This is a genomic window from Streptomyces sp. G45 (assembly GCF_049542095.1).
In the GTDB taxonomy this organism is placed as follows: Bacteria; Actinomycetota; Actinomycetes; order Streptomycetales; family Streptomycetaceae; genus Streptomyces.
Genome location: NZ_JBMUZU010000001.1, coordinates 3,335,091 through 3,353,888, shown reverse-complemented (window position 1 = coordinate 3,353,888; position 18,798 = coordinate 3,335,091). Strand labels below are relative to the sequence as shown.

The following is an 18,798-nucleotide window of genomic DNA, read 5'->3' as shown; positions in this document are numbered from 1 at the left end:
CTGGTGCCCTGCCGGGCCGATCGCTAGTGGTCGCCACGGCGGCCGGGGCGGCGTCAGTTGAGCTTCGCGCGGGCCGCCCGCGCCTGCTGCCGCACCCGCTCCGCGGTCGTCGGCTCGATGGCGGCCACGATGTCCGCGTACTCCTCCAGGCCGCGCGCGCCCGTGAGGAAGTCACCGCGCTCCACCAGGAGCTGGGCCCGTTCGTAGCGCAGCCGCGCCGGGTGCGCGGGCAGCAGCAGGGACAGCTCCAGGGCCCACAGTGCCACGTGGGAGCGCTCCGAGCGGGCCGCCGCCCAGGCGCGGATGTTGTTGAGGATGCGCAGCATGATGTTCAGCGGGTCGGCCGCCGCCAGCAGCGACGGGTTGAGCTTGCCGCCCGTCGTCTGCGCCACCAGCTGCTCGGCGTCCTCGCTGGTGAGCAGCTTTCCGCCGTTGAAGGGGTCGGCCAGGACCTGCTCCGGCCTGCCGTACGCCTCGGGGCTGCCGAAGCCGACGACGAAGTGCCCGGGCAGGGCCACCCCGTACACCGGCGCCCCGGCGCGGCGCGCGACCTCCATCCACAGCACCGAGAGCAGGATCGGCAGGCCCCGCTTGCGCCGCAGCACCTCGTGCAGCAGCGAGGACTCCAGGCGCTGGTAGTCGGCGGCCGTGCCGTGGAACCCGTGCCGCCCGCCGAGGAGTTCGGCCACCGCCTCGGCCCACGCGCGCGGCCCGCCCGGCCGGAACGGCAGCTCGCCCGCCAGCTTGTCCAGCTCGATCTGCGCGGCGTCGATGCCCGCCTCGTCGAGCGCCGGGTCCGCCTCCCCGCTCAGGAGCAGGCACAGCAAGGACAGGTCGGGCCGCTCCGACCGGGCCTCGTCGGCGAACCTGCGCCGCCATTCACTGGACTTCGCGGGCTGTGCGCGCATCCCTGCCTCGTCGTTTCTGTGTGGGCCGGTCCGGCGGGGCCGGGACGGTGGTGCCGGTGGTGCTGCTTCCCGTGCTCTGTTCGTCGTACGCGTGCCCGGCTGTGCGCCGTGCGCGCCGTACGGGTCCCCCGCGACTTTCGTATCCCTGCCTGTACGGACGCCCCTACGTCCGTACGGGGCTCGGCGGGTCCCTGAGGATCCGTACGGGCCACGCACCGTTCGTGGGACGTGGGCCGGGGCGGCCGCTGGGGGACGATCGCCCACGGGGTTCCGCTGCTGTCTGCGTCGTGCGGCGCCGTGCCGTCACAGGGGCCGCGGGGGAGCGTGGCCGCTCAGGGCCCCTCGGCGCCCGTTCCGGGCACCCCCGGCGCCCCTCACGGCGCGGTCCCTTCCGGCTCCCGGTAGTGGTGGTAGCGGTGGTGGAGAGCGAAGCCCATCCGGTCGTACAGCGCCAGCGCCCCGGCGTTGTCCTCCTCCACCTGGAGCCAGGCCGCCGAGGCGCCCTCGTCGAGGGCCCGCCGCGCGAGCGCCGCCATCACGGCCGTGGCCAGGCCCTGGCGCCGCCGCGCCGGGTCCACCTCCACCGCCATGAAGCCCGCCCACCGGCCGTCGACCACGCACCGCCCGATCGCCGCGGGCACGCCGTCGCCGCCGCTCTCGCCGGGCACGGCGGCGAACCACACCGAGGGTCCGCCCGTGAGCACCTTGAGCATGTGCGGCCCCGGCCGCGCGGACCGCTGGTAGCGGCGCAGCCACGCCTCGTCGACGTCCCGGGTCAGGGCCACGCGGCCCGTGTCCGCGTCCAGGTCGCCGACCGGCGCGAGCCCGCCGACGTGCACCCGCGTCGTCACCTCCCGCCGCCAGCCCCGCTCGTCGAGCGCGGCGCACAGCGCCTCCTGGGTGCCCGCGGCGCCCGTGGCGGCCTGCACATAGGCGGGCAGCCCCCGCCGCGCGTACCAACTCCGCACGTACGCCAGGGCCGTATCCAGCGGGCGGCCCGGATCGCCCAGCGGCAGCACCGAGTTGGCCCGCCGCGTGAACCCGGAGGCCCCCCGCAGTTCCCACTCCCCGAGCCGCTCGCTCTCCACCGGCGGCCAGGCCCGCGCGCAGGCCCGCGCCACCTCCTCGTACGACGCGGCGGGCCCCCGCCTGCGGGCGGGCGCGGCCGGGACGACCTTCCCGGCCACCAGGGCTTTCTCCGCGATCCGGACACTCTCGCCGTCCCGCCGTGTGATCACGAGCACACCGTCAGTCCACGATGTGAGAACACCGACCGTGTCGGTGAATCCGACGCCGTGCTCGCCTCCGCCGGTGCCTCGCCGGACCGATACGCGTTTACCCACGTCAGCAGGGGTGATGCGGACCTCAAGCCGTCCGCCCGCAGTGAATTCCACAGCTCTGTGCGCCCCTCGTGTTCGGATCATGCCCAAGAACGGAGATACTAGGTGCGGGCATCGACGACGCCGCGCTCCCGCGCGCCAGGCGAGCGGAGCCTGAGGACGGCCCGCCAACGCCCGTATCGAGGAGGAACGACAGCGTGACCTACGTCATCGCGCAGCCTTGTGTCGACGTCAAGGACAAGGCGTGCATCGAGGAGTGCCCGGTCGACTGCATTTACGAGGGCAACCGGTCCTTGTACATCCACCCGGACGAATGCGTCGACTGCGGAGCTTGCGAACCGGTCTGCCCGGTCGAGGCGATCTTCTACGAGGACGACACTCCTGAAGAGTGGAAGGACTACTACAAGGCGAACGTCGAGTTCTTCGACGAGCTCGGCTCGCCCGGTGGCGCCAGCAAGCTCGGCCTGATCGAGCGCGACCACCCCTTCATCGCAGCGCTGCCGCCGCAGAACGGTTAAGCGGCCGCATGAGCGCCACCCCGGTCCCGTACGGCGATTCCCGCTGTACGGGACCGGGGCGTTCGTCACAGAACCACATCCCCGCGGGAGCCCGTCAGTGTCCGTAGTCTCCGACCGTCTGCCCACCTTCCCCTGGGACAAGCTCGAACCGTACAAGGCGACGGCCGCCGCCCACCCGGACGGCATCGTCGACCTGTCGGTCGGCACGCCCGTCGACCCGGTGCCCGAGGTGATCCAGAAGGCGCTCGTCGCGGCGGCCGACTCCCCGGGCTATCCGACGGTGTGGGGCACGCCCGAGCTGCGGGACGCCCTCACCGGCTGGTGCGAGCGCCGCCTGGGCGCCCGGGGCGTCACGCACCGCAACGTCCTGCCGATCGTCGGCTCCAAGGAGCTGGTCGCCTGGCTGCCCACCCAGCTGGGCCTCGGCCCCGGCGACCGGGTGGCCTACCCGCGCCTGGCCTACCCGACGTACGAGGTCGGCGCCCGCCTGGCCCGCGCCGACCACGTCACGTACGACGACCCGACGGAGCTGGACCCCGCGGGCCTGAAGCTGCTCTGGCTCAACTCGCCCTCCAACCCGACCGGCCGTGTCCTGTCAAAGGACGAACTGACCCGCGCCGTGGCCTGGGCGCGCGAGCACGGCGTGCTCGTCGCCAGCGACGAGTGCTATCTGGAGCTGGGCTGGGAGGCCGACCCCACGTCGGTCCTGCACCCGGACGTCTGCGGCGGTTCGTACGACGGCGTCGTCGCCGTCCACTCCCTGTCGAAGCGGTCGAACCTCGCCGGTTACCGCGCCGCGTTCCTCGCCGGGGACGCCGCCGTCCTCGGCGAACTGCTCCAGATCCGCAAGCACGGCGGCATGATGACGTCCGCGCCGACGCAGGCCGCGGTGGTGGCCGCGCTCGGCGACGACGCCCACGTCCGCGAGCAGCGCGAGCGCTACGCCGCCCGCCGCGCCGTCCTGCGCGAGGCCCTCGTCGGCCACGGCTTCCGCATCGAACACAGCGAGGCCAGCCTCTACTTGTGGGCCACCCGCGACGAGTCCTGCTGGGACACCGTCGCCCACCTCGCGACTCTGGGCATCCTCGTGGCCCCCGGCGACTTCTACGGAGAGGCGGGCCGCGATTTCGTCCGCGTGGCCCTCACGGCCACGGACGAACGAGTCCGCGCGGCAGCCACCCGCCTGAACTAGCACCCCAGCCACGCTGAACGCTGCCGCTCACGCTGCCCGTGCTGGGCGGTGCCGTTCCGCCGTCCCGGCTGTGGGCAATCGTCCCGCTGGGCGGGACGGGTGGGCACAGCCCACCCGGTGCCGGGTGCCCGGAAAGCAGAAGGGTGCGGAGCCGAGCTCCCGCACCCCCAGCCACGCACAAGGCGCCCACGCCAGGAAAGGGCGTCCGCGCCAGAAAATGGCCTTAGCCCACCGGCAGGTCCTTCACCGGCAGCTGGTCGGTCGACAGACCCTTGCCCAGCTCACCCGAGGGCAGCCCGCCCTGCGCGTCGTCCAGCACCTTGCCCGCGCTACCGGCCACGTCGTCCGCCGCCTGCTGCGCCACCGGCGCCCCCGTGCGGACGCTCTTGCCCGCGGCCTTCCCCACGGCCGGAACGGCCTTCGTCATCGCCTTGCCACCGGCTTCCCCGGCGAGGCCGCTCACGTGCCGGGTCGCGCCATCGACGGCGCCGCCCAGCTCCGCGGCGTCCACCGCGGTGACTCCGGCCGTGTGCGGGGAGGCGGGGAGCTCGACGGCGCTCGCGGAGCCGGCCGCACCGACCACGGGTGCCGCTCCCGCCGCGACGAGCAGCGCGGCACGGGCGATCCGGCGGGTCAGAGGGAGGGACATGATGCTCCTTAGACGGAAGAGAACGGTGGAGTGTCCGACCGGAGGGCTCCGGTGCCCGGACGCAGTGACTACCGCTCGAAGCCCGGGAAGGTTGCGGCGCGGCAACGTAAAGAGTTGGTAATGCGTCGCATAATCGCCTGCGGATAAAATCGGGCAAAGTTCATCTGCGATGGCGCCGCCGAAATGGCCCAATTCCCTTTCCGCACAAGGAATTCCGGCCCCTTGCCCGCCCGGCGCGAAAGCCCGTGCCCGTCGTCACCTCCATGGGCGCCCCGTGCCTCTTCCGGGTGAGGTCCCGCACTACTGCCCAGCGACGATTCGGACGTCGCCCATGCCCCTGTCGGCCCCCTCGGAGCCGTACGCCGACGCCCCGGAGTCACTCCCCGCGGCACCGGAGCGCTCTTTCCCCACGGAATGTTCACGCCGGGAACGCAGCACGCGCCACGCGTCGCCGCTCTTCCCGCCGCGCCCGGCCCGCCATTCGCGGCCCGCGTACGACACCCGCTCCACACCGAGCGCGGAGGCGTTGGCCACGGCCCAGTGCGCCACCTCCCAGCCGCGCTGCGGAGCGCCAGCTTCCGGTGAGAGCGCGGCCGTGCCGGTCACCGGGACGCGCACCGTCCGCCCGTGCGCGGGCGCCCCCTCCGGCAGCACCTCGCGCCCGAAGTCCCGCACCAGCGCCCGCCGCACCGCCCGCGCGCCCCCGGGCTCGTCCGGCTCCGCGGCGCCCCGCCCCTCGCAGGTGAAGGCCGCCGGTGCCCGGCCGGTGAGCGCGGCGGCGAGCAGCGCGGCGTCCGGCTCGTGCTTGGCGTACGCCTGCGGGAAGCCGCTGCGCTGCACGCGCTGCGCGGCGACCGTCAGGGGCAGCCGCGAGTAGCCCGGCACCTTGTCGAGCCGGGCGTAGAACCGCTCCGCCGCGTACACCGGGTCCATGATCTGCCGCTCGCTGCCCCAGCCCTGGGACGGCCGCTGCTGGAACAGGCCGAGCGAATCCCGGTCCCCGTGGCGGATGTTGTGCAGCCCCGACTCCTGGAGGGCGGTCGCCAGGGCGATGGTCACCGCGCGCTCGGGCATGCCGCGCCGGGTGCCGACGACGGCGACCGTCGCCGCGTTCGCGGCCTGCTCCGCGCTCAGTTCGTACCGCGCGCCGTCGCCGTCGCCCGACACCACCACGCACCGCGCCGGACGCCCGCCGCTCACGTACTGCACCACCACGTAGGCCACGACCGCGAGCAGCACCGCGAGGGCCGCCCCGACGCGCAGGAGGCGGCCGCGCCGGACGAACAAGGACGGCGGCGACGGTGGCGACGGCGTCGACGGCGTCGACGGCAGGGACGGATCGGACACGCGGACCAAGGTACTGGAGCCCCCCGACCATGCCGGAACCAGCGACTCCGCTGCTGGCGGCACGCTGCTGACGGCCCCCCGGCGGAGCCTTGCTGACGGCCCGCGGCGGAGCGTTAGGGTCGACGCCATGGACGCGACCTCAGCCAAGCCCGCACTCGACCTCACGCTCGACGCCGCCGCGCTCACCGCCGCCCTCGTGGACTTCCCGTCCCCGAGCGGCCAGGAGGCGGCGCTCGCGGACGCCATCGAGACGGCGCTGCGTGCCCTGCCGCACCTGACGGTCGACCGGTACGGCAACAACGTGGTGGCCCGCACCCACCTGGGTCGCGCCGAGCGGGTCATCCTCGCCGGGCACATCGACACCGTGCCCATCGCCGACAACGTACCCTCGCGCCTGGACGAGGACGGCGTCCTGTGGGGCTGCGGCACCTGCGACATGAAGTCCGGCGTCGCGGTGCAGCTGCGCATCGCCCAGGAGGTCACCGCGCCCAACCGCGACCTGACCTTCGTCTTCTACGACAACGAGGAGGTCGCCGCGCACCTCAACGGCCTCGGACACGTGGCCGACGCCCACCCCGAGTGGCTCGCGGGCGACTTCGCGGTGCTCCTCGAACCCACCGACGGCCTGGTCGAGGGCGGCTGCCAGGGCACGCTGCGCATGCACCTGAAGACCACGGGGGAGCGGGCGCACTCCGCGCGCGCCTGGATGGGCTCCAACGCGATCCACGCGGCCGCCCCGATCCTCGCCAAGCTCGCCGCGTACGAGCCGCGCAGGCCCGTCGTCGACGGCCTCCAGTACCACGAGGGCCTCAACGCCGTCGGCATCGAGGGCGGCGTCGCGACCAACGTCATCCCCGACGCCTGCACCGTCGTCGTCAACTTCCGCTACGCGCCGGACCGCACGCCCGAGGAGGCGGAGGCCTTCGTCCGCGACTACTTCGCCGACTGCGGGGTCGACGAGTTCGTCGTCGACGACCACACCGGGGGCGCCCGGCCCGGCCTCACCCACCCCGCCGCGGCCGCCTTCCTCGCAGCCGTCGGCGGCGAGGCGCGGCCCAAGTTCGGCTGGACCGACGTCTCCCGCTTCAGCGCGCTCGGCGTGCCCGCCGTCAACTACGGCCCCGGGGCGCCGCTGCTCGCCCACAAGGTGGACGAGCGGGTGCGGGCCTCCCTGATCCCCGAGGCCGAGCACCGCCTGCGAGCCTGGCTGACCTCCTGACCTCCTGACCGGCCTCGCTGGCCTCCTCAGGCACTTCCTTCTGTCATGACTTCTGTTATTACGCCGTACGTAACGCCCTGAGACCTACGCTGAAGTGGCACACGTCAGTGGAAGGGGATGGTCATGGGCAGTCCGGAAGCACAGGGTCCGCCGGAGGAGCAGCGTCTGGGGCCGGTGGTGCGGCGGCGTGAGCAGATCACACCCGGCACCACCGACCAGCGCCTCCTCGACACCGAGGGCGACTCGGAGTGGGTGCACACCGACCCCTGGCGGGTGATGCGGATCCAGTCCGAGTTCGTCGAGGGCTTCGGCGCCCTCGCCGAACTCCCCAGCGCCATCAGCGTCTTCGGCTCCGCGCGCACGCGCCCCGACTCGCCGGAGTACGAGGCGGGCGTGCGCCTCGGCCGGGCCCTGGTCGAGGCGGGCTTCGCCGTGATCACCGGCGGCGGGCCCGGCGCGATGGAGGCCGCCAACAAGGGCGCGCGCGCCGCCAAGGGCGTCTCCGTCGGGCTCGGCATCGAGCTGCCCTTCGAGCAGGGCCTCAACCCGCACGTCGACATCGGCGTCAACTTCCGCTACTTCTTCGTCCGCAAGACGATGTTCGTGAAGTACGCGCAGGGGTTCGTCGTCCTGCCCGGGGGCCTCGGCACGCTCGACGAGCTCTTCGAGGCCCTCACGCTCGTCCAGACGCGCAAGGTCACCCGCTTCCCCATCGTCCTCTTCGGCTCCGCCTACTGGGGCGGCCTCGTCGACTGGCTCCGCGACACCGTGGTCGCCCAGGGCAAGGCCTCCGAGCACGACCTGCTGCTCTTCCACGTGACGGACGACGTGGAGGAGGCGGTGACGCTGGTGACGAAGGAGGTCGGCCGCTGACCCTGGCGGGGGCGCCCCGTACCGGGGTCGTCGGCGCTGCGCGCCTCGCCCTCAAGCGCCGGGCGGGCTCCTTCGCCCACCCACCCGCCCTCCATCGCGCTGGCGCGCTCGTCCTCAAACGCCGGACGGGCTGGAAATAGCCCGTCCGGCGTTTGAGGACGAGGCCGTCAGGCCGATGGAGCGGGGTGCCAGGGGCGGCAGCCCCTGGTTTCGGGAAGGGGCGGGATTGGGGAGCCCCCGGCAGGGTCAGGCCAGCCCGCGGCGCGCCACCGCGGGGCGACGGTGGCCCGCGATGGACGCCACCATGTCCACCACCTGCCGCGTCTCCGCGACTTCGTGGACGCGGTACACCTGCGCCCCCAGCCACGCCGAGACCGCCGTGGTGGCCAAGGTCCCCACCACCCGCTCCTTCACGGGCCGGTCCAGCGTCTCCCCGACGAAGTCCTTGTTGGACAGCGACACCAGGACGGGCCACCCGGTCTCCACCAGCTCCCCGAGCCGCCGCGTGGCCTCCAGCGAGTGCCGCGTGTTCTTGCCGAAGTCGTGCCCGGGATCGATCAGGACGGACTCGCGCGGCACGCCCAGCTCCACGGCCCGCTCGGCGAGCCCCACGGTCACCCGGAGGATGTCGGCCACGACGTCCTCGTACTCCACCCGATGCGGCCGGGTCCGCGGCTCCGCGCCGCCCGCGTGGGTGCAGACGAGACCCACCCCGTACCGCGCCGCGACCTCCGCGAGCTTCGGGTCGACGCCGCCCCAGGCGTCGTTGAGCAGATCGGCGCCCACGTCGCACACGGCCTCGCCGACCTCGTGCCGCCAGGTGTCGACGCTGATGACGACGTCCGGGAAGCGCCGCCGCACCTCGGCGACGAACCCGACCGTGCGGCGCGCCTCCTCCTCGGCGGTGACCTCCTCGCCGGGACCGGCCTTGACGCCGCCGATGTCGATGATGGCGGCGCCCTCGGCCACCGCCTGCTCCACGCGGGCGAGGGCGGCCTCGTCGTGGAACGTGGCGCCCTGGTCGTAGAAGGAGTCCGGGGTCCGGTTCACGATCGCCATGATCACCGGCTCGTGCGCATCGAACACGCGCCTGCCCAGCTTGAGCATCCCCTGTGCGCCTCCTTGTAGTTCTTCGGCGTTCTTCAGCCGCCGCCGACTGCCGCCAGTGACCTTAACTGTCAGACCCGCATGGCACGATCGGACCGAGACAGTTGCCGAGCGTGGGGACCCGCACAGATGGTCATGTTCCTGTTCCTGGTCATCGCCCTGGTCGTCGTGGTCGGCGCGGTGACGCTGGCCGTCCTCGGCGGCTCGGAGAGCGGCGCGCTGGCGGACGTGCCGCCGGAGCGGTTCGCCGACCCGCTGCCGCCGGACCGCCCACTGCGCCGCGCCGACGTGGAGGCGGTCCGCTTCCCGATGACGGTCCGGGGCTATCGGATGGTGGACGTGGACGAGGCCCTGGACCGCCTGGCCGCGGAGCTGGCCGAGCGGGACGCCCGCATCGCGGAGCTGGAGACGGCCCTCGCGGGCGCCCAGGCGACGGCGGTCGGCGGCTCGGCCCTGTTCCGGGGGTACGGCGCGGGAGCCGCCCCGGCCGACCCGCCGACCGCCGGACCCGTGGCCGACCGGCCGGTCGAGCTGCGCGACCAGAGGACCGCGAGTGACGTGAGCGGCCCGAGCGACCGCAAGGACCTGAGCGGACCGAGCGACCGCGCCAACCCGGCTGACCGCGCCAACCCGGCTGACCGCGCCGACCAGTCGGCCCCCGGTCCCGCGTCCGAGGAGAAGGAGGACGACCGGTGAGCGGCGGCGCCATAGCGGGCCCGGACGGCGCGCTGCGCTGCCCCTGGGGCCTGTCCACGGACGACTACGTGGCGTACCACGACGAGGAGTGGGGCCGCCCGGTGCACGGCGACGACGCCCTGTTCGAGCGCCTCTCCCTGGAGGCCTTCCAGTCGGGGCTGTCCTGGATCACGATCCTGCGCCGCCGCGAGGGCTTCCGGGCGGCGTTCTCCGGCTTCAAGATCGCCGAGGTCGCCGCGTTCACGGACGCCGACCGCGAGCGCCTCCTGGCCGACGCGGGCATCATCCGCAACCGCGCCAAGGTCGACGCGACCCTCGCCAACGCCCGCGTGCTCGCCGACTGGCCCGAGGGCGAGCTGGACCGGCTGATCTGGTCGTTCGCCCCGGACCCCGCCGCCCGCCCGGCACCGCGCACGCTCGCCGACGTGCCCGCGGTCACGGACGCGTCGACGGCCCTGTCCAAGGCCCTCAAGAAGCAGGGCCTCCGCTTCGTCGGCCCCACCACGGCGTACGCGCTGATGCAGGCCTGCGGCCTCGTCAACGACCACTTGGCGGACTGCGTGGCCCGCCCGGCCAGCGGGGCCCGGTGAGGCGTCCGGCGGGGGCTCAGCGGCCCAGGTAGCGCGGCTTGGCCTTGTCGAGGAAGGCCTGGACGGCGATCGCGTGGTCCTCGGACTCGCCCGCCCTCGACTGCAGCTCGTCCTCCTTGTCGAGGGTCTCGTCGAGGGAGTGCGACGCGGCGTACGCGAGTGACTCCTTGATCGCGGCGTAGGCGACCGTGGGGCCCTCGGCGAGCGCCCGGGCCACCGCGCGGGCCTCGTCGGCCAGCGCGTCCGCCGGGACGACCTTGTGCGCGATCCCCAGGTCGTACGCCTCCTGGGCCTTGAGGGAGCGCGGGAAGAGCAGCAGGTCGGCGGCGCGGCTCGGGCCGAGCAGCCGGGACAGCGTCCAGGACACGCCCGAGTCGGCGGTCAGCGCGACTCCGGCGAAGGAGGTGGTGAACGACGCCGTGTCCGCGACGACGCGGTAGTCCGCGGCCAGCGCGAAGCCGAAGCCCGCCCCCGCGGCCACGCCGTTCACGCCCGCCACGACCGGCTTCGGCATGCCGGTCAGGGCCCGCACGATCGGGTTGTAGTGCTCCCGCACGGTGCTCATCGTCTGCCCGCCGCCCGACGCGCGGGACTCCTTCAGGACGCCGACGTGCTCCTTGAGGTCCTGGCCCACGCAGAAGGCGCGGCCCGTCGCGGTGAGCAGCACCGCCCGCACGGCGGAGTCCGCGGCGGCCTCCCGGGCCGCCTCCCTGAAGGCGACCTTGGCCTCGACGTTCATCGCGTTCATCGCGTCGGGGCGGTTCAGCGTGATCGTCGCGAGCCCGTCGCTCACCTCGTAGAGCACGGTGTCGGCCATGGTGTCCCTTCCGTGGGGTCCGCCGGGTCGGTCGGACGGCGTCCGGACGGCGTCGTCGGGCCCAGCATGACCTAGATCATCGGCCTCCGGTATGCGGCGGTGGATGTGACCTGCGTCAAAGAAACTGAGGCGGGAGGAACGTGTGGGGCGGCGCAGTATTGCAGCCACATCGCCGAATTGAGTGGTTTTGCGGGCGCGCGTTGCGCAAGCGATGCCGACCGATGTTGGTCATCGGGTCCCGCGATGCGGGATAATGACCTGGAAGCAATGTGTTCGATGCCGGTGACACCTGGGTTGTCGGCTGCGACAAGGCTGGTTTCAGGAAGGGGAACGAGCATGGCGGCCATGAAGCCGCGGACGGGCGACGGCCCGCTCGAGGTGACCAAGGAGGGGCGGGGCATCGTCATGCGCGTTCCGCTCGAAGGCGGCGGTCGACTTGTCGTCGAACTGACCCCGGACGAGGCCGACGCGCTCGGCGACGCCCTGAAGAAGGTCGTCGGCTGACGCGTAGCGCCCACACGTTTCCACTGCCCCGGCAGCGCCGTACGCATCGTACGACGCACCGGGGCAGTGCCGTGTCCTAGCCGGACGGCCCCAACAGGATCTTGATGCCCCGCACCTAGGAGCCCCGGTGGCGCCCCGAAGGGGCGCGGGCGGTGTCGGTATGCGGCTCCGCCGCGTGGGCGCGCTCAGTCAGGGGCGGCTAAGCGGTGCCGTGCCCCGGGCAGCGCGGGCGACGGTAGCGCCCCGAAGGGGCGCGGGGAACTGCGCGCTCAGCCAGATGCGGCCCGCAGAGGGAAGGCGACCGCGAGGGGCACGACGGACCGTCCAGCGCCGTGCCCCGGGCAACGGGGGTACACGGTGGCGCCCCGAATGGGGTGCGGGGCGGTGTCGGTATGCGGCTCCGCCGCGTGGGCGCGCTCAGCCAGGGGCGGCTAAGCGGTGCCGTGCCCCGGGCAGCGCGGGCGACGGTAGCGCCCCGAAGGGGCGCGGGGAACTGCGCGCTCAGCCAGATGCGGCCCGCAGAGGGAAGGCGGCCTGGACGGGCACGACGGACCGTCCAGCGCCGGGCCCCGGGCAACGGGGGCACACGGTGGCGCCCTGAAGGGGCGCGGGGAACTGCGCGCTCAGCCAGATGCGGCCCGCAGGGAGAAGACGACCGCGCGCGGCCCCGCCGCAGGCGGCCCGCACGGCAGTGGGGCCAGAGGACCCCGCCCAAGCACAGCGCAGCGTTACCGCTTGACCGCGCACAACAGCCCGTCCCCCACCGGCAGCAGCGACGGCACCAGGTGCTGGCTCTCGTGCACGGCCCGCAGCAGCTCGCGCAGGTGCAGCACCTCCACGGGCTGCGGGCCCGAGTCCACGGTGCGGCCGTCCGCGAAGACCCCCTCGAAGCAGACGAGGCCGCCGGGCCGCAGCAGGCGCAACGATTCAGCGAGGTAGTCGAGGCACTCCAGCCGGTCGCCGTCGCAGAAGACGAGGTCGTAGCCGCCGTCGGCGAGGCGCGGCAGGACGTCCAGGGCCCGGCCCGGGATGAACCGCGCGCGGTTCCCGGCGAAGCCCGCCGCCCGGAAGGCCATGCGGGCGAACTGCTGGCGCTCCGGCTCCGGGTCCACGGTCGTCAGGACGCCGTCGGGACGCATGCCGTGCAGCAAGTGGATGCCCGAGACGCCGGTGCCCGTGCCGATCTCGGCGACCGCCTTGGCGTCCACGGCGGCGGCGAGCATCCCCAGCGCGGCGCCGGTGCCGGGCGACACCGAGCGGAGGCCCGCGTCCCTGGCCCGGTCCCGGGCCCAGCGCAGCGCCTCGTCCTCGGCGACAAAGGCGTCGGCGAACGCCCAGCTCGTCTGCCGGTTGCCGGTAATGGCCCTCTCCTGTCCCCGTGGTTGCCTGGCCGTGACTGTATCCGTTGGGGCCGGGAACCCGCAGATGGGACCGTGCGTTAAGGAGGGGTGTAAGGACAACGGGGGTTACGGATGGATCAAGTCGCCGGGTCGGGCGCCGACGAAGTCGGGACGCACCTCACGAAGGCTGTACCAAATTCCAGTAAAAACCCTTATCCGGAGCTAACGGGCGAGGTGGTTATGGTAGGGGCTCCACTGGACACCACCAGAGCCGACAGGGGAGGTGCGGCCGAGTCCGCGGATCGGGGAGGAGCGCTCCGGCGTTTTCTCAGGTTGGCGGGTAGGCCGAAATCCGTGACCGACACCGCTGACCGCGCCATCGACTCCGCTCAGACCGCGACCTTTGCCGCTGACGCGGATTCGCAGGCGTGGACTCCTCCCACGTGGGAAGAGATCGTCAGCACCCACAGCGGCCGCGTCTACCGCCTCGCCTACCGCCTGACGGGCAACCAGCACGACGCCGAGGACCTCACCCAGGAAGTCTTCGTCCGCGTCTTCCGCTCCCTGTCGACGTACACGCCCGGCACCTTCGAGGGCTGGCTGCACCGCATCACCACCAACCTCTTCCTGGACATGGTGCGCCGCAAGCAGCGCATCCGCTTCGACGCCCTCGGCGACGACGCGGCGGAGCGGCTGCCCAGCCGCGAGCCGTCCCCCAGCAGGTGTTCAACGACACGCACTTCGACGCGGACGTCCAGCAGGCGCTGGACACGCTCGCGCCCGAGTTCCGCGCCGCCGTCGTCCTGTGCGACATCGAGGGCCTGTCGTACGAGGAGATCGCCGCCACCCTGGGCGTCAAGCTCGGTACGGTCCGCAGCCGTATCCACCGCGGCCGCTCCCAGCTCCGCAAGGCGCTCCAGCACCGTTCCCCGAGGCCCGCGCCGAGCGTCGCTCGCTCGCCGTCACCGGGGCCATGGCGCTGGGAGGAGGGGGCGCGACCGCGTGAGTGGATCACGGTCGAATCCTGCCGAGCGGCACTTCGCCGAGCAGCACCTGGGAGACCGACTCGCCGCGCTGGTCGATGGCGAGCTCAGTCATGACGCGCGCGAGCGAGTCCTCGCGCACCTGGCCACCTGTCCGAAGTGCAAGACCGAGGCCGACGCCCAGCGTCGGCTCAAGAGCGTGTTCGCACAGACGGCGCCGCCACCGCCCAGCGAGAGCTTCCTCGCCCGCCTCCAGAGCCTGCCCGCGAGCGACCTCGACGACTTCGACGACATCGGGCGGAGCGGTGGCCCCCGCTCGCCCGTCGACGAGGGCTTCGCCACCGGGTCGTCCGAGTCCACGGGGCTGCCCGGGGGAGGCGTCTTCACCGTCAGCGGCGGTCGGCCCCTCGCGGGATATCTGCCCTCGGGTGCCCACGCCGCGGTGCTGCCGAGCGAGCAGCGCGGCTTCCGCATCCACGACGTCGGCAGGCCCGAGGCCGTCGACCGGGGCGGCTGGCGCGGGCGGCGGTTCGCCTTCGCGGCGGCCGGAGCGGTGTCGCTGGCCGCGATAGCCCTCGGCGGGGTCACGGTCAACGCCCCCGTCGCCACGGGCGAGCAGCGCGGCGGAGCCAACAGCAACAGCAACGCCACGTCCCCCCGCTCCCAGAACGCCCCGGCCACGGGCGTCCCCGAGTCGCTGCGCCGCCGGGGCAACAGCCCGTTCTCCGCGCAGGCCCAGCGGCCCCCGCGGGTGCTCGCGCCGACGGCCGCCGCGGTCCCGCTCCTCGCGGGCGCGGGCGCCCCGGCGGGGCGTACACCGCAGCAGGTCACCGCCTCCCTCCTCGCGGGCGCGGGCGTCCTGTCCCCGCTGGTCCGGGCCGTCGCCCCGGACGCCGAAGGCGGGGCGACCAGGGGGCTCACCCTCAGCGCCGCGGACTCCGCGCCGATCGCGCCGCCCTCGGCGTACGGCCCGGTGCGGGGCGCTTCGCGGATCCACTGAGGTCTCGGGGCGGGGCCGTCCGCCTCGTTCCCGCTCTTTCCGGCGCTGACGCGCGCTGCACGTCCGCGGGGAGACCTGATTGAATCCTCCGTGTCCGCCGGAGCCCCCGGCGGACTCGGAGCCGCGCCGCAATCGGCGCCCGCCGCAGGCCAGTTGTGGGGAGAGCATGGACGACGGGAAGCCCACCCAGGCGAAGCCGAACTGGTGGAGTCAGCCCCGCCGGGACGCGGGGCCTGACGCGGGCGCGGGCACCTCTGCCGGTGCGGGCGAGGGTTCCGTGACCGCGGGTCACGCCCCGGCTGCCGACGGCGACCCCGTGGCGGACGCCGAGCCGACCCGGGCCCCCGAGCCCACCGGGACCCCAGGAGCCGAGCGTCCCCGCCCCCTGCACGACCCGGACCCGTACAGCACGCCGCCGTACGGCGAGCCGGGCCCCTGGGCGCCCGCCCCGCCCGTCCAGCACCCCATGGCGACCCCGTCGCACGGCACACCGGCGTACGGCGCCCAGCCGCCGACCGCCCCCGCGCACGGCACCCCGGCCCACGGCACCCCGGCCCACGGAGTCCCCGCGCCCACCGCACCGGCTCCGGCCGCCCCCGCGCATGGCATGCCCACACCCGGCCCCCAGGGCCCCGGCACGGCGCCTGCCTCCCCGCCGCCCGCCGACCCCTACGGCGCCCCCGCCGCGGGCGCACAGCCCCCCGCCGCCCCCACCCAGGCGGCCCACCCCGCCCCGGCCGACGGCACCCCCGCGCCGAGCGCCCCCGCCGCCGCACCGGCCCCCGGCGCCCCCGCCCACGGCACCCCGACACCCGGCGTCCCCGGCGCCCCCGCCCCCGTAGACCCCTGGCAGCGCTACGACCCCTGGAGCGCGCCGCTTCAGCAGACCGGGGCCGGGGTGGACACCGTGGAGCGGCGGCGCAAGCGGCGGCGGCGCGGGCTGGTGCTCGGAGCCGTGGTGATCGCTCTCGTGGCGGGTGGGGTCGGGGGAGTCACCGGGGCCTATCTGGAGCGGGAGGGCGGCTTCGGCCAAGACGTGGAGCTGCCGCAGGCCGGGGCGGAGTCCCAGGCGCGGCCCAAGGACAGCGTCGCCGGGATCGCCGCGAGCGCGCTGCCCGGCGTCGTGACGCTGCACGTGCGCGGCGACGACGGCGCGGGCACCGGCACCGGCTTCGTGCTCGACGGCAAGGGCCACATCCTCACCAACAACCACGTCGTGGAGCCCGGCGGCACCGGCGGCGAGATATCCGTGACCTTCAGCGGCGGCGAGACCGCGCGCGCCAAGGTCGTCGGCCGCGACGCCGGGTACGACCTCGCCGTCGTCAAGGTCTCCGGCGTACGCGGACTGAAGCCGCTGCCCCTCGGCAACTCCGAGAACGTCCGGGTCGGTGACCCCGTCGTTGCCATCGGCGCGCCCTTCGACCTCGCCAACACCGTCACCTCCGGGATCATCAGCGCCAAGGAGCGCCCGATCACGGCGGGCGGCGAGAAGGGCGACGGCAGCGACGTGTCGTACGTGAACGCCCTGCAGACCGACGCGCCCATCAACCCGGGCAACTCGGGCGGCCCCCTGGTCGACTCCAAGGCCCGCGTCATCGGCATCAACAGCGCCATCCGCTCCGCCGACGGCGGCTCGGAGTCCGACGGCGGCCAGTCCGGCTCGATCGGCCTCGGCTTCGCCATACCGATCAACCAGGGCAAGCGGGTCGCCGAGGAGCTGATCAACACGGGGCGCGCCACGCACCCGGTGATCGGCGTCACCATCGACAAGCGGTTCACGGGGGACGGCGCCCGCATCGCCCGCGAGAGCCAGGACGGCGGCCCCGCCGTCAACCGCGGCGGCCCCGGCGACCGGGCCGGGCTCAGGCCGGGCGACGTGATCACCGAGGTCGACGGCCAGCGCGTGCACTCCGGCGACGAGCTGATCGTCAAGGTCCGCGCGCACCGGCCGAAGGACCGCCTGGAGCTGACGGTCGAGCGGGACGGAGACGAACGCGAGGTGACGCTGGTCCTCGGCTCCGCGAGCGGGGACTGACGAGCGGGGGCTGACGAGGGGGACTGAACGGGGCCGGTCCCCGGGCGTTCGGATTCGGTTCACGTCCGATCCAGGTTGTCGCCCGGCGGCTACCGGCTGGACAGCAGCGGCGGGTACCGTAGAGCGGGTCCGGACGGCAAGGAGTTCAGGGTGTTCAACGACATCGGCGTATTCGAGATAGTGACGCTGGTCATCCTCGCCGTGCTCATCTTCGGCCCGGACAAGCTGCCGAAGCTGATCCAGGACGTCGCCAGGACCGTCCGCAAGATCCGCCAGTTCTCCGACAGTGCGAAGCAGGACATACGGGACGAGCTGGGGCCGGAGTTCAAGGACTTCGAGTTCGAGGACCTGAACCCGAAGAAGTTCCTCCGCAAGCAGCTGGAGAACGACGACCTCGGTCTGAAGGAAATCCGCAACGGCTTCGACCTGCGCAAGGAAATGGCCGAAGTCGCGGACGCCGTGCACGGCCGCGAGAGCGAGTCGGGCGAGGACTCCGGCTCCCGGCCCGCCACCGGCGGCGCCAGCGGCGCCCGCGTCGACATGACCAAGCGGCCCGAGAAGCCCGCGGCGGACGAGCACCCGCCGTTCGACGCGGACGCCACCTGACCGGTCCGGCGGGCGCCGCGCGCCCCCTGCCGCGCGCCCGGACCGCCCCCGCCGGGCGCCGTCCGTCCGGCGTCCGGCCACCGCTTCCGGCCGGTGCCGCCCGCCCGGCGCCGCGCGTGCGCCAGCGGACGCTCCCCGTGCGCCGCCCGGCGCTCCCCGCGCGCTGAGGGCCGCGATCCGGACACCCGCCCGTCCACTGCCTTACCGGCATCGGGAATCGGTGTGGCTATCCTGCCTTGTTGTCCGGCGTGAGGACGCCCGAGGGGGGCGGGCCGCTCCGGACCCACGAGAGTGAGGAGGCGGCCAGGTACATGGAGACGACGAGTCGGGTAGGCGCACAGGCGTCGGCCGCGGAAGGGACCGCGCAGGCGGTGCCCTCCGCCCGGCGCACGGTCGACGGCTACCTGTTGGCGCCCTTTCCCTGGTACGGCCTGGACGAGGCCTTCACGGGACCGCGCTGGCTGATGCGGGTCGGCACCGCCGCGGACGGCGCCGTGGAGCACGGTTCGATCGGCCACGGCGAGGAGCCGTCGGTGCGGACCGAAGGGGGGTTCGGGAACGGGGACAGGGAGCGGTTCGCGGTCGTGGTGACCGTCGCCGCCAACCCGGTGCGCCGCAGCGCGGACGGCACCGGCGTCCTTGAGGCGACCTCGGTGTCCTCCGCGGCCTGGCTCGCCGGGGTCGGTCTGCTGTCCCTCACCTGGCCCGGGCAGATGGACCACAGCCTGCGGGACGACTGGCTCGACCAGCAGACGGAGACCGCGTGGGTCCTCGCGGACGACCTGGACGGCGCCGACTGGTCGACGCTGTCCCTCCCCGTGGACGGGGAGCCCACCTCGTTCCACTACCGGGAGTCCGAGTACGGCTGGGTGCTCGCCGGGTCCACCAAGGAGGGGGTGCATCTGGGGGCGTACGGACGCGGGATGAGCGCGTACGGCCTTGGCTTCGCCGTGATCAAGGACATCGCCCAGTACGCCGGGTGACTCCGCGGGCCCGCTGTGGTGCTCCGCCGCCGCGCGGCGGATTTCCCCGCCCATCCGCCCCCTTTCAGGGCGGGTGGGCGGGAAAAGAGCG

General features: G+C 73.9%; 18 protein-coding genes and 1 pseudogene. 12 read left to right on the top strand and 7 right to left on the bottom strand.

Annotated elements, in window-relative coordinates; genetic code table 11:
* Window positions 1–53: 53 nt before the first annotated feature.
* Window positions 54–908, bottom strand: a complete 855-nt coding sequence (locus tag ACOBQU_RS13485; protein WP_423626938.1) for a transglutaminase-like domain-containing protein — start codon at window positions 906–908, stop codon at window positions 54–56.
* Window positions 909–1,282: 374 nt separating this feature from the next.
* Window positions 1,283–2,302, bottom strand: coding sequence for a GNAT family N-acetyltransferase (locus tag ACOBQU_RS13480; RefSeq protein WP_423626936.1), 1,020 nt, complete (start codon window positions 2,300–2,302; stop codon window positions 1,283–1,285).
* Window positions 2,303–2,445: 143 nt separating this feature from the next.
* Here ACOBQU_RS13480 and fdxA point away from each other — a divergent pair, with 143 nt between their 5' ends.
* Both fdxA and ACOBQU_RS13470 read left to right on the top strand, forming a co-directional pair.
* Window positions 2,446–2,766, top strand: coding sequence for a ferredoxin (gene fdxA, locus ACOBQU_RS13475; RefSeq protein WP_144381353.1), 321 nt, complete (start codon window positions 2,446–2,448; stop codon window positions 2,764–2,766).
* Window positions 2,767–2,863: 97 nt separating this feature from the next.
* On the top strand, window positions 2,864–3,958 hold the full coding sequence (locus tag ACOBQU_RS13470; RefSeq protein ID WP_423626934.1) for a bifunctional succinyldiaminopimelate transaminase/glutamate-prephenate aminotransferase: 1,095 nt from the start codon (window positions 2,864–2,866) through the stop codon (window positions 3,956–3,958).
* Between the two features lie 223 nt (window positions 3,959–4,181).
* On the opposite strand, the gene ACOBQU_RS13465 is transcribed toward ACOBQU_RS13470, so the two are convergent.
* Together ACOBQU_RS13465 and ACOBQU_RS13460 are read right to left on the bottom strand one after the other, a co-directional pair.
* On the bottom strand, window positions 4,182–4,607 hold the full coding sequence (locus ACOBQU_RS13465) for an ATP-binding protein (protein WP_423626932.1): 426 nt from the start codon (window positions 4,605–4,607) through the stop codon (window positions 4,182–4,184).
* 300 nt (window positions 4,608–4,907) lie between these two features.
* The gene (locus ACOBQU_RS13460) at window positions 4,908–5,939 is read right to left on the bottom strand and encodes a heavy metal transporter (RefSeq protein ID WP_423634446.1); all 1,032 of its coding nucleotides are present in this window, start codon (window positions 5,937–5,939) and stop codon (window positions 4,908–4,910) included.
* Between the two features lie 142 nt (window positions 5,940–6,081).
* Between ACOBQU_RS13460 and dapE the strand changes: the two genes are divergently transcribed.
* Window positions 6,082–7,173 (top strand): succinyl-diaminopimelate desuccinylase, encoded by a 1,092-nt coding sequence (dapE, locus tag ACOBQU_RS13455; protein ID WP_423626930.1) that lies wholly within the window; start codon window positions 6,082–6,084, stop codon window positions 7,171–7,173.
* A 123-nt stretch (window positions 7,174–7,296) separates the two neighbouring features.
* Window positions 7,297–8,046 (top strand): TIGR00730 family Rossman fold protein, encoded by a 750-nt coding sequence (locus ACOBQU_RS13450; RefSeq protein ID WP_423626929.1) that lies wholly within the window; start codon window positions 7,297–7,299, stop codon window positions 8,044–8,046.
* Window positions 8,047–8,292: 246 nt separating this feature from the next.
* On the opposite strand, the gene folP is transcribed toward ACOBQU_RS13450, so the two are convergent.
* Window positions 8,293–9,153 carry a dihydropteroate synthase gene (gene folP / locus ACOBQU_RS13445; RefSeq protein ID WP_423626927.1) on the bottom strand — a complete coding sequence of 287 codons (861 nt, stop codon included), beginning with the start codon at window positions 9,151–9,153 and terminating at the stop codon, window positions 8,293–8,295.
* A gap of 129 nt (window positions 9,154–9,282) precedes the next feature.
* On the opposite strand from folP, the gene ACOBQU_RS13440 reads away from it, so the two are divergent.
* On the top strand, window positions 9,283–9,849 hold the full coding sequence (locus ACOBQU_RS13440; protein WP_423626925.1) for a DivIVA domain-containing protein: 567 nt from the start codon (window positions 9,283–9,285) through the stop codon (window positions 9,847–9,849).
* A complete protein-coding gene (locus ACOBQU_RS13435; protein ID WP_423626923.1) occupies window positions 9,846–10,439 on the top strand; it encodes a DNA-3-methyladenine glycosylase I in 594 nt (197 codons plus the stop codon). Before ACOBQU_RS13440 ends, ACOBQU_RS13435 begins: the two co-directional genes overlap by 4 nt.
* A 16-nt stretch (window positions 10,440–10,455) precedes the next feature.
* Here ACOBQU_RS13435 and ACOBQU_RS13430 read toward each other — a convergent pair whose 3' ends face one another.
* Window positions 10,456–11,256 carry an enoyl-CoA hydratase-related protein gene (locus ACOBQU_RS13430; RefSeq protein WP_423626921.1) on the bottom strand — a complete coding sequence of 267 codons (801 nt, stop codon included), beginning with the start codon at window positions 11,254–11,256 and terminating at the stop codon, window positions 10,456–10,458.
* Between the two features lie 336 nt (window positions 11,257–11,592).
* Between ACOBQU_RS13430 and ACOBQU_RS13425 the strand changes: the two genes are divergently transcribed.
* On the top strand, window positions 11,593–11,760 hold the full coding sequence (locus tag ACOBQU_RS13425) for a DUF3117 domain-containing protein (RefSeq protein ID WP_003966491.1): 168 nt from the start codon (window positions 11,593–11,595) through the stop codon (window positions 11,758–11,760).
* 728 nt (window positions 11,761–12,488) lie between these two features.
* On the opposite strand, the gene ACOBQU_RS13420 is transcribed toward ACOBQU_RS13425, so the two are convergent.
* Window positions 12,489–13,187 carry an O-methyltransferase gene (locus tag ACOBQU_RS13420; RefSeq protein ID WP_423634444.1) on the bottom strand — a complete coding sequence of 233 codons (699 nt, stop codon included), beginning with the start codon at window positions 13,185–13,187 and terminating at the stop codon, window positions 12,489–12,491.
* Window positions 13,188–13,340: 153 nt separating this feature from the next.
* Here ACOBQU_RS13420 and sigE point away from each other — a divergent pair.
* From sigE to ACOBQU_RS13395, 5 genes and pseudogenes are all read left to right on the top strand, one after another.
* Window positions 13,341–14,106, top strand: a pseudogene (sigE, locus tag ACOBQU_RS13415) (RNA polymerase sigma factor SigE).
* Window positions 14,103–15,083: a zf-HC2 domain-containing protein gene (locus tag ACOBQU_RS13410; RefSeq protein WP_423626920.1), complete on the top strand. Its 981-nt coding sequence runs from the start codon at window positions 14,103–14,105 to the stop codon at window positions 15,081–15,083. The pseudogene sigE and the gene ACOBQU_RS13410 overlap by 4 nt, the downstream one beginning before the upstream one ends.
* A gap of 166 nt (window positions 15,084–15,249) precedes the next feature.
* Window positions 15,250–17,118: a trypsin-like peptidase domain-containing protein gene (locus ACOBQU_RS13405; protein ID WP_423626918.1), complete on the top strand. Its 1,869-nt coding sequence runs from the start codon at window positions 15,250–15,252 to the stop codon at window positions 17,116–17,118.
* A 150-nt stretch (window positions 17,119–17,268) separates the two neighbouring features.
* Window positions 17,269–17,724, top strand: a complete 456-nt coding sequence (locus ACOBQU_RS13400) for a sec-independent translocase (RefSeq protein WP_423626916.1) — start codon at window positions 17,269–17,271, stop codon at window positions 17,722–17,724.
* 311 nt (window positions 17,725–18,035) lie between these two features.
* Window positions 18,036–18,707 (top strand): hypothetical protein, encoded by a 672-nt coding sequence (locus ACOBQU_RS13395; RefSeq protein WP_423626914.1) that lies wholly within the window; start codon window positions 18,036–18,038, stop codon window positions 18,705–18,707.
* Window positions 18,708–18,798 lie beyond the last annotated feature (91 nt).

Excerpts from the sequence above, each read along its gene's own strand:
- ACOBQU_RS13425 (WP_003966491.1), top strand. The coding sequence starts at position 11,593 with ATGGCGGCCATGAAGCCGCGGACGGGCGACGGCCCGCTCGAGGTGACC.
- ACOBQU_RS13485 (WP_423626938.1), bottom strand. The coding sequence starts at position 908 with ATGCGCGCACAGCCCGCGAAGTCCAGTGAATGGCGGCGCAGGTTCGCC.
- ACOBQU_RS13430 (WP_423626921.1), bottom strand. The coding sequence starts at position 11,256 with ATGGCCGACACCGTGCTCTACGAGGTGAGCGACGGGCTCGCGACGATC.
- ACOBQU_RS13395 (WP_423626914.1), top strand. The coding sequence starts at position 18,036 with ATGGAGACGACGAGTCGGGTAGGCGCACAGGCGTCGGCCGCGGAAGGG.
- dapE (WP_423626930.1), top strand. The coding sequence starts at position 6,082 with ATGGACGCGACCTCAGCCAAGCCCGCACTCGACCTCACGCTCGACGCC.
- ACOBQU_RS13465 (WP_423626932.1), bottom strand. The coding sequence starts at position 4,607 with ATGTCCCTCCCTCTGACCCGCCGGATCGCCCGTGCCGCGCTGCTCGTC.
- ACOBQU_RS13450 (WP_423626929.1), top strand. The coding sequence starts at position 7,297 with ATGGGCAGTCCGGAAGCACAGGGTCCGCCGGAGGAGCAGCGTCTGGGG.
- ACOBQU_RS13440 (WP_423626925.1), top strand. The coding sequence starts at position 9,283 with ATGGTCATGTTCCTGTTCCTGGTCATCGCCCTGGTCGTCGTGGTCGGC.
- folP (WP_423626927.1), bottom strand. The coding sequence starts at position 9,153 with ATGCTCAAGCTGGGCAGGCGCGTGTTCGATGCGCACGAGCCGGTGATC.
- ACOBQU_RS13405 (WP_423626918.1), top strand. The coding sequence starts at position 15,250 with ATGGACGACGGGAAGCCCACCCAGGCGAAGCCGAACTGGTGGAGTCAG.